The sequence below is a fragment of the Pseudoflavitalea rhizosphaerae genome (assembly GCF_003991355.1).
GTDB classification, from domain to species: Bacteria; Bacteroidota; Bacteroidia; order Chitinophagales; family Chitinophagaceae; genus Pseudobacter; species Pseudobacter rhizosphaerae.
Window position 1 is genome coordinate 547305 of record NZ_RCSU01000001.1, and the last position, 12668, is coordinate 559972.

At 46.9% G+C, this 12668-nt stretch carries 8 protein-coding genes; 3 read left to right on the forward strand and 5 right to left on the reverse strand.

The features are described 5' to 3' along the window. Position 1 precedes the first annotated feature (1 nt). From D9Y29_RS02045 to D9Y29_RS02055, 3 genes are all read left to right on the forward strand, one after another. Entirely contained in the window at positions 2–1315 is a 1314-nt protein-coding gene (locus tag D9Y29_RS02045; protein WP_127124765.1) for a MutS-related protein, read from the forward strand. A gap of 33 nt (positions 1316–1348) precedes the next feature. After that, the gene (locus tag D9Y29_RS02050) at positions 1349–2680 is read left to right on the forward strand and encodes a MutS-related protein (RefSeq protein WP_127124766.1); all 1332 of its coding nucleotides are present in this window, start codon (positions 1349–1351) and stop codon (positions 2678–2680) included. Positions 2681–2789: 109 nt separating this feature from the next. Next, positions 2790–3650 carry a hypothetical protein gene (locus D9Y29_RS02055; RefSeq protein WP_127124767.1) on the forward strand — a complete coding sequence of 287 codons (861 nt, stop codon included), beginning with the start codon at positions 2790–2792 and terminating at the stop codon, positions 3648–3650. Between the two features lie 269 nt (positions 3651–3919). Here the strand turns inward: D9Y29_RS02055 and D9Y29_RS02060 are convergent, their stop codons facing one another. From D9Y29_RS02060 to D9Y29_RS02080, 5 genes are all read right to left on the reverse strand, one after another. Beyond that, positions 3920–4666, reverse strand: coding sequence for a glycoside hydrolase family 16 protein (locus tag D9Y29_RS02060; protein ID WP_127124768.1), 747 nt, complete (start codon positions 4664–4666; stop codon positions 3920–3922). Between the two features lie 82 nt (positions 4667–4748). Continuing rightward, the gene (locus D9Y29_RS02065; RefSeq protein ID WP_127124769.1) at positions 4749–6464 is read right to left on the reverse strand and encodes a RagB/SusD family nutrient uptake outer membrane protein; all 1716 of its coding nucleotides are present in this window, start codon (positions 6462–6464) and stop codon (positions 4749–4751) included. Positions 6465–6487: 23 nt separating this feature from the next. Beyond that, positions 6488–9607: a SusC/RagA family TonB-linked outer membrane protein gene (locus D9Y29_RS02070; protein ID WP_127124770.1), complete on the reverse strand. Its 3120-nt coding sequence runs from the start codon at positions 9605–9607 to the stop codon at positions 6488–6490. Between the two features lie 367 nt (positions 9608–9974). Beyond that, positions 9975–11315: a MutS-related protein gene (locus tag D9Y29_RS02075; protein ID WP_127124771.1), complete on the reverse strand. Its 1341-nt coding sequence runs from the start codon at positions 11313–11315 to the stop codon at positions 9975–9977. A gap of 11 nt (positions 11316–11326) precedes the next feature. After that, a complete protein-coding gene (locus D9Y29_RS02080) occupies positions 11327–12661 on the reverse strand; it encodes a MutS-related protein (RefSeq protein ID WP_127124772.1) in 1335 nt (444 codons plus the stop codon). Between the last annotated feature and the right edge of the window lie 7 nt (positions 12662–12668).

The following is a 12668-nucleotide window of genomic DNA, read 5'->3' on the forward strand; positions in this document are numbered from 1 at the left end:
TATGCACAGCTATCTCACCACAGATGAACAAACCATTGAAGACCTCGGGATCTTCGGCAGGCATAACAGCAATACCATTTATGCCATTTACAATCGCGCCAGCACAAGAGGCGGCGCCGCATTGCTGGAGGAAATGTTCCGCCATCCACTGGCAGACGCTGAAGCCATCAACAGGAGAAGCAGTATTATCGGGCATTTCGCCCGGCTTGGTCTCAATTTCCCATACAATGTTTCCTTGTTCGATATGATGGAAAAGTATTTACTCGATCCCGGCGAAAATACCAGACAGGCCCGTCAACAGGGTGTTACAGGCGAGAAAGAAATTCAAAACGGTGTAGGAGCCGTGATCGAGTTCATCCATATCACCAGATCCTTTGCAGAGAGCCCCGGAATAACCGGCATTTCAGAATACAATGATGAAAGGGAATCGATCCTTCGATTATTACAGCATCCTGAGCTGGAACCGGTATTGCGTGAAAATGGAAAAGGGAAATTGTCATATGCAGCTGTAACCGCCTACGACAGTTTGTTCAGGGGCAAGCAAAGTGCACAGCTCGCCCGGCTGTTGCAGCATATCTATTTGCTGGACCTCTACATTTCAGTGGCCGCTGTAGCATCCGCGCGGAAATTCATCTTCCCCAAAGCTTTGCCGAAAGGGACCTGCACATTGAATATCCGGGAACTCTATCATCCCGGCCTGACCAATCCTGTAAGCAATGATATCAGCATGCATGCACAACGCCATGTGATCTTCCTCACCGGCGCAAATATGGCAGGCAAATCCACTTTCCTGCGGGCGCTGAGCACTGCGCTGTACCTGGCCCATATGGGATTTCCGGTAGCTGCGCAACAAATGGAGTTTTCGGTTATGGATTGTATTTATACCACCATCAACCTGCCGGATAATCTCGGCATCGGGGCCAGCCATTTCTATGCCGAAGTACTGAGAGTGAAAAAAATGGCTACAGAACTGAAGGCTGGCAAGTCCTGTTTTATCCTTTTCGATGAGCTCTTCCGCGGCACCAACGTAAAGGATGCGCATGAAGCTACAGTGGCCGTCATCAAAGGATTTTCCGGCAAACGGAATAGCCTCTTCATCGTTTCTTCTCATATCATGGAAGCGGGGGAAGATCTGGAACAACAAAATGGTACAGCCTTCCTTTTTCTGCCTACACGTATGAACGGATATGTTCCGGAATACACTTACAAACTGGAAAGAGGTATCACGGATGATCGTCATGGTATGTTCATCATCCGGAATGAAGGCATTCTGGATACATTGAAGAACGGAAAAAAAATACAACAAATACATTAGCGAATCAGTTCAATCTCTCAACTCGGTATAGTCATGAATTTTAGTATCGACAAACAAACACAGGATGAACTGAACCTGATGGGAAAATTCCGCCAGGGTTCTGTTTACCATTTATTCAGTCGTGTTAAAACGCAGGGGGGAGAGCGGTTGCTGGAGCAAATGTTCCGGCAGCCGCTTACCAGCCACCAGGAGATCAATACCCGCAGCAGCATTTTCCGCTCTTTCGGGGAGGCGGCAGTGGTATTCCCTTTCGATCCTCAACAGGTATCGCTGATGCGTGAATTCCTGGATGCCGGCAGCAGCAAAAGCGCAGGAAGGATCCTCGTGAATGCTGTGGTAAAAAAAACAATGGCATCATTGACCCGCGACACAGCCTATAAAAAGAATTTGCGGGGATTGCAGGCCGCTATCGTAACACTGAACAAATGCCACAGCTTTCTTGGGTCACTGCAAACGATCAATGCGCCTTTTTCGGAACGCGTGAAGGAGATCAGTCAGTTGCTATCCGGCAAAGAGCTCACGGCTATCAGGGATACAGATATTTACAGGGCCTTACCATTAAAAAAACTGGTTTCGTTCAACTATATCCTGAAAGTGAAATTCAGCAGGGAAATGGAAAACATTCTCCATTTCATTCATGAGACCGATGTATATATCTCGGTGAGCGATACAGCCCGTCAAAAGGAGTTCGGCTATGCAACTGCTTTCCCGGCTGAGAACAACCTGCTTGACGCTACAGGGCTTCGCCATCCCTGTATCGATGCAGCAATAGGGAATAATATAAAAATGGATAGCAGCAGCAATATCCTCTTCCTCACCGGGGCCAATATGGCGGGCAAATCAACACTCATGAAATCTGTGGGCATCGGGATGTATCTCGCGCATATGGGATTTCCCGTGGCTGCGACAAAAATGGAATTCTCAGTAAGGGAAGGACTGTATTCATCCATAAATGTGGCGGACAATATCGGATTGGGCTACAGTCATTTCTATGCAGAAGTAGTGCGGGTGAAACAGGCTGCAGACGCCACTGCCGGCGGAAAGAGGCTGATGCTCCTGTTCGACGAACTATTCAAGGGAACGAATGTGAAAGACGCTTATGACGGCACACTCGCTGTTACGCAAGGCTTTGCTGAATACAGGGAATGTTTGTTCATTGTAAGCACCCATATCATTGAAGTGGGCGAAGCATTGAACGAGCGGCACAATATCCGTTTCGTTTACATGCCCACTGTTATGGAAGGACATAAACCCAGGTATACTTATCGGTTGAAGGAAGGCATTACGGAAGACAGGCAGGGAATGATGATCATCGCCAATGAAGGCATACTGGAAATGTTGAATGAAGAGGCATCCGGGCAATAGAAATGCGTGCTGTGATCAAAATCAGAACTAGTGTTTGGGGATCAGTCCTTTTTTTTATAATAGCAAGAATGAAAAATTGAAACATTAAATTGCAGCCCAAATACCCATTATGAAAATGTTGTTCAGGTGCTTTTGCAGCCTTCTACTCCTGCCTCCTGCGTTTCAGTCCTGTAATTCTGCCGGTCACCCATCCCCTCTTGCTGAGCAAAATACAGCATTCGACCTGGAAAAGATCTACTTTACAGAAAACGTGCCTGTGCTCTATTCCAGCAATATCGAAGTGGAAGAAGGCGTCAGGTACGATAGCGCCCGCGATGGACAACTCACAGACAACATGCTACGCTACAGGATCAGCAATACCATCACCGAAGCCCTGAAACTGACGGTTCCGCAGCAAGAATTTGGCTACCTGTTCAGAAGCCCGCAGATGGATAAACTGGCTAAATTCCAGAATATCTATTTCCAAAAACTCTCTACCTTAACGGACAAAAACAAAATACCTGTTGCTTATTATGCCGAGTCCGAGTTCAAGGATGCGAAAGAAAGGAAACAAGTGATCGAAGCCTTCAAAAAAGAATACGGTAATCCTGTCTATTCATTTCTCATCAGCTCTGAATTCAACCAATGCTCATATGAATGGCAACTTAAAGACCGCACTATCCAGATTGAAACCTCCAATGGCATCAGTGTTACTTTCGGCGGCAGAGACACGGCGGCAAAGCAGACAAAATATTATTCGCTCCGCATGCTGATCATCAACAATCAATTCAAGTCCGCCATCCATGATGCGCATATCTATGAGTTCCCTGATAAGATCATGTACGATGGCAAACTACATTCCTATAAAGATTTCCAGTTTGAGAAGAAGCAGGTATTCAGGGACCCATTCCTGCTGAACAGCACAAATGAAACATATGTCAGGGATGAATTCGGGGAGTTCGACATCAACCGTGCGGCAGAAGACGAATAAGATTGAGGAGCCTGGATTTTGGAGAACCATCTGATTTTTCATACTTTTCACTTACAGCTACACTTCAACGCCAATCATCAACCATGAAGAATATTTTCCGACACGAAGTGAGTGAAGAGATCATTCAAAGGATCAACCCACTGCAAACAGAAAGAGTATATAATATACCTGAATGAAGCAACGATAAGTTGATCTTAGACGTTACGCATAAAAAATGGGGCTGACTTTTGGTCAACCCCATTTGCATTAATTGTTTGCCGCTAATGAGATCATTGATACACTCTTACCCAATCCACTTCCATCGTCTGCGGGAATATGCTGTCATCGACTCCCATCTTCCCACCCCAATTACCACCAATTGCCAAGTTCAGCAACAAATGGAAAGGTTGGTCGAATGGCCATTCCTTGTGCGATTTTTTCTCGTTATGAAAAGTGAAATAATGCTCTTTGTCTACATAGATCCTGATCTCATTTTCACTCCATTCCAGGGTATACACGTGGAAGGCTTCGGATAGGTCTTTGCGTGAGGTCTTTGTACCTTTCTGAGTTCCGATCACATGGTTGTAAGCTTCTGTATGCACGGTCCCGAATACAGAATCCGGCAGGTAACCTACATGCTCCATGATATCGATCTCACCACTTTCCGGCCAGCCTCCGTATTTCCAGTCGGTTGGCAGCATCCAGATGGCTGGCCATACACCGCGCCCTTTGGGGAGTTTCGCTTTTATCTCAAACCGGCCGTATTTCCAGTCACCTTTGTTCTTGCTCACCAGTCTTGCAGAAGTATACTTCGATCCGTTATAATCCTCTTTGATAGCAGTGATGCTCAATACGCCGTTCTTTACCGAAGCGTTCTCCAGTCTCTTTTCCGTGTAGTACTGTTTTTCATTATTACCCCAGCCGGCGCCGCCAACATCATAACTCCATTTGGAATTATCGGGCAATCCGGTGTAATTGAATTCATCGCTCCAGACCAGCTTTGCATATTTGCCGTTTTCGTCTTTTTGGGCTTTCATACATAACCAAAAAGTAACAGCAACAAGCGTCAGAATTATGGTGATCTTTTTCACTATCTACTATTTAGTATAAAATAATCTGTTACTGGTATCCCGGGTTTTGATGATCTTTCATGGCAGGGTTACGACCTATAGCGCTTAATGGAATAGGCAACAGGTAGTTCTTGTTCTTGTCGAACTTCCATTGCGGTGCGCCTGAAGGAACGGCATTGATCCTTTCATAAGTATAAGCGCCGGGGCTGCCGGTGATCTTCATTCCGTGCATTACATGATTGAGATTCACTTCAGCAATTTCCCAGCGGATCAGATCGAAATAACGCTTACCCTCAAATGCCAGTTCTACCCTTCTCTCCCTGCGGATCAGCTGTCGCATTTCATCCTGCGTGGCGCCGGGGTATACATCTGTGAAGGTTGGGATGCCGGCTCTTGTTCTAACCTCATCCAAAGCGGCGTATACAGAGGCATCCGGGCCTACTGCTTCATTTTGTGCTTCTGCATAATTAAGCAGTACTTCCGCATAACGGAAATAATAATAGTTCTGGGCGCTGGTACCACCCTGGAAAATATTAACGGTAGTGTCCATGCGCTTTTTGGTGCAGTAACCGGTATTGGTATTATCTGTTGCATCTGCCAGATCGATGGAATTGTTACCGGATCCTACAGCGCTTAAGAATACTTCTCCGTTAAATGTGTTGCCATTGTACAATATCGATTGTTTGAAACGCGGTTCCCTGTTAGCGTAGGGATTATCCTCATCGTAACCAGAACCCGGATCATCGATGGCCATACCGTTTGCCATTGCATATTCATCTACCAATTCCTGTGTTGGAGTGGAGCCACCCCAGCTAAGCCATCTTGCGCCCACATTATTGGGGCCCTGGTAGCCGATGATATTGCTGCCTTTCTTTATGGTAAGGTATTCACGGTACAAAATACCTTCATTGTTAGCATTTCCGGTGGTAAAGAAAAGCTCATCGTATTTGGGGTACAGCGCATATCCCAATTGCATCACCTGCTTATTGGTAGCTGCTGCAGTTGCCCACCTGGTTTTATCATTGGTGGGGTTATTGCGTTTGCTGGCGAAGAAAACTTCCACCCATCCTTTAATGGTCAAAGCAGCTCCTTTTGTAATTTTTCCTTTTCCATCATTACCATTATTGGCCGGCAATGCCGCTGCCGCTTCCCCCAGTTCTGTTTGAAGAAACTGGAAAGTTTCATCAAAACCTGCGCGGGGGTGAAAGATGGCATCACCGTCCTGGTCCCGCCTGTCTGGTTTTGTGATGATGGGAACACCACCATACAACATCCATAGCTGGTGATAGAAAAATGCACGAAGCACACGCGCTTCTGCTATCTTTTTGTCCTTGAAATCCTGGGAAAGTGTTGTTGATTCTTCAACCCCCTGAATAAACACATTACATTTCCTCACTCTTGAATACAATGTGCCCCAGTCCAGCCACATGGTGGCGGAAGACCAGTCATAAAAAAGAACTGTAGATGGGTTGATGGTCGTTTTGTTCCGGGCTGTTTGCGAACTGATATTCCAGTTGAAGCCAGTCATGAGGTCATCCGTCCAGGAATCGAATGGCTCAAATATGAAATTATTCAGGTCAGGCAGATTGCTGTATACATCATTCAATACAAGGTCTGCCGATGATTCGGTGGCATAGGCCGTTGCGCCGTCTACCGCTCCTGTATTGGGTACTTCCAGGAAGTCGTCCTTTTTGCAGGCGGTAAATAAGGTAGCGCAAACAACGCCCACCATCAGAAGTCTGCTACTATATATTGTAAGTTTCATTGTGAACGTAATTTTGAGTTAGATTAAAATTGTACCCTCAGACCGGCAGTGATTGCTTTTTGTGTAGGGAAGTACCATCCTCTTTCATTGCTGATCTCAGGATCAAAGTTTTCAAATGGCGTCCAGGTGATGAGATTCTGACCTGAGAGGTAAACAGAAACCATGCTCATACCCCACTTTGCGGTTAGGCTGGCAGGTAAGGTATAGGTAAGAGTTCCGGTTCTCAGTCTCATGTAGGCAAGGCTCCTTTGCCAAAAGGTGGAGGTTTGCGTGGTGTTGGCGCTCGGAGTAGTGGTCATCCTTGGATATTTCGCATCACGGTTATCCGGTGTCCAGTAATCGAGTGCAGTAACAGGCGCATTTTTGTTGTTGTCGAATGCCCACGCAGCGCTGCTGAAGATCTGGATTTCCCTTTGACCCACTCCCTGGAAAAGCAGGGAAAGCTCAAAGTTCCTGTATCTGACATTGGGAGTAAATCCGTAGATAATACCCGGGTAACCGGTTGGGTGGCCCATAGCTATGCGGTCGTTATTATCTATCACACCGTCAGGTTTACCATTTGGGCCGCTGATATCGGCATAGCGGATATCTCCGGGAAATAACTCTCCGGCAAATGGTTGTTTTGGAATTTCGTCTTTCAATACGCCAGGGCTTTTAAAATCATCTTCATTAAAGTACCCCAGCGCCTTGTATCCGAATTGTACCCCCAACGGTCTGCCGGTTCTCCTGAGATTCGGGTTATCGAAAGTAGCAGGATCCTCAAAAATCTCCACCATCTTATTCCTGACATACGTGAAATTACCGGTGAAGCCTACACGCCAATCTTTATTGATATTGTAATTACTGGAAAGCGTCAGCTCAAAACCACGGTTTTCCATAACACCTGCATTCACCTGGGCCAGGCCTACACCATATTCTACAGGCACCAAAACATTAGGTTCAATCAGCATGTTTGCCCTGCGTTCATAAAAATAATCGGCTTCAATATTCAACAGGCCATTCCACAATCTGGCTTCAAAACCGATATCGGTTTTTGCAGCCTTTTCCCAGGTGATATTAGGATTAGGTTCATTCCTTTCGTACAGACCTTGTGTTTGTGTACCATTCAGGATAGCTGAACTGCTATACAAGGTATAGCCTGTCTGGTATTGGTAAGGCTGATAGGGATTGCCTGGAAGGTTGGCGGACTGTCCCCAGGAAGCTCTCAATTTCAGTTCATTCAGCCAGGTTATATCCTGCATGAATTTCTCTTCCGACAAACGCCATCCTGCTGAAAACGCCGGAAAAAAGCCGAATCTTTTACCTGGAGCAAATGAGTAATGACCATCATACCTGCCTGAAGCTTCGAGTAAGTATTTGCTGTCGAATCCATAAGTTACCCTGTACACAAGGGAGCGCTGTTTGGTGCCCATCGAATTACCATCGTTGGAAAGATCAGATTCCCCGCTTCCTCCAGCAAACAGTTCCTGGATCGGGAGATTATAGTTCTGCCTTCCTGCGCTGAATCTTTCAGAAGTTGTTTTTCTTGCTTCAAGCACCACTAAACCAGTAACAGCACTTCTTCCAAAATTCCCGGCGTAATTGATGTATCCCTGATAAGTGAATGCCTGGGTCTGCCTGTACTCCTGGCTGAAGGAAGGCAGGGAGCCAGGTAATATTTCATTATAAACAAGTGGATTTTTAGAAGTATCAACCGAATAATGCACAAATCCCTGGTACCAGCTTCTCCTGTTACTTACAATGCCGCTGTTGTCGGAATTGTAAGGGTCATAGGGATTAAAATCATAAGAGCCTACAAACTTTACACTCAATCCTTTCAGGGGAAGTTTTTGTTCGATAGCAACCTGGCTGAGCAATGTGTTACCTGTAATCCGTTGGTAGCTTGGATTGTCGTAGAAATTAGCATAGATATAAGGATGCAGCCCGTTGCTGTATATCAAAGGAGTGCTGTTGGTATTGGTATTGATCAGGTTCTCAAACAGGGATTGGTTATTATACCCGGCGCCGGTAAGGTTCCTTTTTTCAACGCGTCCATTCAACGACAATGAAACCAGGGTGGTTTTGGTGGCCTGCACCTGCATATTACCGGAAACATTATAGCGCTGGAATTTGATACCGGGGAACATGCCTTCCTGGTTCAGATAGCCAAATCCCATCGCATACCTGACAGCATCCGTACCACCGCTGAGTGAAAGACTATGACTGGTAATGAGTGTATTTTTAGAGATCATATCACCGATCGGATCTATATTGGGGTATTTGTCAGGTTCAGATCCATCCCGAAACTTCTGCAATACTTCATCACTGAACACTGGACCAGCGCCTGCATTTTTGGCTCCTTCATTCTTCAGGAGTCCATAATGATAGGCGTCTACAAATTTTGTTTTGACTGTGGGATTCTGAAACCCAACATAGCCTTCATAAGCGAACACCGGTTTACCTGCTTTACCCTGCCTGGTGGTGACCAGTATTACGCCATTGGCGCCACCCAAACCATAAGGTGCTACAGCAGCGGCATCTTTCAAAATGGAAATGGTTTCGATATCAGCCGGGTTCAGCTGGCTGAAATTCCTTGGCACTCCATCCACAATCAGCAAAGGGGCCGTATTGCCATTGGTTCCAATACCCCGGATCAGAATGCGGGAGGCATCATTACCCGCCTGGCCACTACCCTGGGTAAAGAGTACGCCGGCGGCCCTACCTCCCAATGCGTTGGTCAGGTCCCCTACGGGCTGGCTTTTCATATCGTTGCCCCTGATACTTGCAACGGAGGATGTAAGGGAAGTTTTCTTCTGAGTGCCATAGCCTACAATAACCACTTCATCCAGTTTACCATCAGTTGATTCCAATGCAAATTCCTGCGGACCACTGGCGGTGATCACTCTTTCCAGCGTAACCATACCGATAAAAGATACTACCAGTGTGCTTCCGCTTCCTGGTACAGCAATCGAAAAGGAACCATCGGCGCCGGAGAGGGCAGATACAGCACCACCTTTTACAGCAATGCTGGCGCCTTGTAATGGCTCGCCGGTTAACTTGTTGATTACCTTACCGGTTACCTGTAATGCTTGAGAAAAACCGCTAAGAGGGAGAAAAAAGATTAGTAGAACGGTGCATAATAGCAATGTAATATTACGTCTCATAAGCAAACAATTGTTGGCAGCTAAAGAATTAAGTTTCGATACAGATATAAAGCTATTCAAATTTGCTTTGATACTACTTCCAGGCACTACGTCATCACTACGCCACAATCAACAAAAGCTGGAAAATGCACCACTTCAATGATACTTCATTTGATATTTATGGGATCTGCTGAGACGGTACCAACCGTTGAATAGTTGCCGGAAAGCGGGAGAATTAGTTTGGCGGGATGATATGGAGGTGGAAGATAAATGATTGCCGGAAAGAGGCATACCTGAGGGTAAGGGGGCGGCGTGAGTATGCGGGGCAGGATAACTGAAAGTAAACTGAAGGCTGGCCAACCACCAGCCTCCTTATACCAGCGCCGGATCAGGAAAGCACAGGTTTCCTCTTCCTGATGATATCCACAATTCCTTCATTTTCGATAATGGTCATGCCATGCCGGTCTGCTGTTACACCTTTCTTTAGGGTGTAAGTATATCCAGGCACTGTGCCATTCATTACAGTTGGCAGGTAAACAAACTGGAGATTGGAGCAATGTTCCTCCAGGGGCACTGCAACTTCTATGATATGGGTGGAAATGATGAAACAGCATTTCCTGTATGCGGCAAACGCTTCGGTAACGGAAAGCGTGGCATCGTAGGCGTCCTTCACATTGGTGCCTTTGAACAGTTCATCAAAGATCACCACCATTCGTTTGCCGGAACTTACAGTCTCCGCTACCATCTTTACCCTTCTCACCTCCGCATAAAAATGACTGAAGCCCTGTTCCAGGTTGTCTGGCACGTTGATGCTCGTATAAAGGCCGTCACGGACGGAGAATTCCATGGAAGCCGCCGCCACGGGAAATCCCATATGAGCCAGGAAAACCGCAATGGCAAATGACTTCATAAAAGTCGACTTACCGGCCATATTGGCCCCGGTAAGAAAGAGAACGTTGTTTTCATGGCTCATGCTTACCGTGTTCCCAACCGCCTTTTTAATACCCGGATGACGGCAGTCGTTTATTCGCATGCAATCCGATGTTGCCGGCAGAGCATGGGCAAATACCCATCCCCTTTCCCTGGCTGTGGCTGCCACAGCAATACATAGATCGAGCCGGTACACGGCTTCCAACACTTTTTCCATTTCCTGCCTGAGATGGAAGCGCAGGAGGTTATCGTACCGGATGAGCCTGCCCAGTGGCAGGCGCCGTTTACCCGATTCCACTTCTAACCACTTCAGTTCAGGTTGGTGCAGGACCCGGCAGGCAGCATCGAAACTGCTATCCGGCAATCCACCCTGCGCGCTCATGATATCGCTGAAGCATAACCGTAAAGCGTTCAACGCTTCTACACCCTGGTAAAAGCTTTCTGCAAACTGGTGAAAGTCTTTGTTCAGTCCTATTCCCAGTGCTATCCGCTTGCCCAAAACGGTAAGCGGCGCGGCGAGGCGATGCCCCGACCCACCGGAGCCAAGATAGTTCTCCAGCAGTTCCATGGAAGCACCGCTAACGGGGAACTTCCTGTTGATCTCCACAAACCGGCTGAAAAGCGCTGCCCTCTTGTTGATGGCATCGGCATCTGTCAGCGGACTACGGAAATATGACTCCAACAGCCGCTCGCCGCCTGCTGTCTTCACTTGGTTGAACATGCCAAATACAGCATTGGGTTTGTATTTCCCCAACAGGTTCAGGTCTTCGATAGTTTGCTTGTCTATTAAAAAGCTCATACTTGTTTCATTTAAAATTGGCCGTTCTGCAAAATATCCAGGATGCCTTCGTTATTGATGATCACCATACCATGGCGGTCTGATGTTATGCCCTGCTCCAGCTTGCGGGTATACACAGGCTGACTGCCTTCCATCAGCGTAGGCAGGTACACAAACTGGATATTACTGCACTCTTCCATCAGTTTTTCTCCGGCCTCCATGATATGTGTAGACACCACAAACATGCAATTGGACTGGCTTGCAAATGCTGCCGTGATGGCCACAGTGGCCTCATAAGCGTCTTTTACATTGGTGCCCCTGAACAACTCATCAAAAATGATGAACAGGTTTTTGGCGTGTTCCAGTTCCGTGGCCATTTTCTTCACCCGCAATACTTCCGTATAAAAATGGCTATAGCCCATATTGAGGTTATCAGGCAGGTTGATGGTGGTGAGCAATCCGTCACAAACAGAAAAACGCATGTGCGTTGCCGGTACAGGGAACCCAACATGCGCCAGGAAAACGGCTATTCCCAGCGATTTCATGAATGTAGACTTCCCGGCCATATTGGCGCCAGTGAGAAACACGATATTGGAATCCGGTTTCATTTCAATATCATTGGCTACCGGCTTTGCCAGTTTCGGATGATATAATCCTTCTATTTCCATGAGATGCAATTCACTGGCTAACGGTTCCGGAAACACGAAACCACGGTCCCGGGCTACCGTAGCTGTTGAAATGTACACATCAAGCGTATAAACGCTATCCAATATCTTCCTCACTTCCGTAATATGCACAAAACGAAGCAGGCGGTCGTACCCTGTTGCTTTTTCATAATCGATCTTCACCGGTAGTTTCTCCTGCAGCATTTCTTTGAAATGCGGCTGCCCCAGAATATCCTGCACTTCCCGGATAGCAGTGGCATAGGGAGTATCCTGCGCTGCTTCCTTCAGGGAGTCCGTGAATTGCTGAAGGAGGATGAAGAGTTCAATGATGGAGGTGATGCCTTTCAGCAGTTGCTGATAAGCGGTATCTGCTCCTATCACCTGGTTGAACTTCCGGCCCAGGGTATTGTTCTGAGCAGAAAGCCGGCTTCTTTCATCAGTGTCTGCCAGATAACTTTCTGCCGCATCAAACAGCTCTCCCCTGAAAGGGAAAGCTGCCTGATGACGGAGAAAAAAGCGGATGGTGCTGCTTCTCGCATTGATATCTTGCAGGCTGGCCAGCGGATACCGGAAAAACTGTTCAAGAATGGCAGCGCCGCCGCGGGTATGGGTACGGTTAAAGATCGAGTATACGGCATCGTTATCCCTTCTGCCAAAAATATTGAGATCGTCCAGTGTTTGTTTATCGATGATCAAACTCATAGCTACA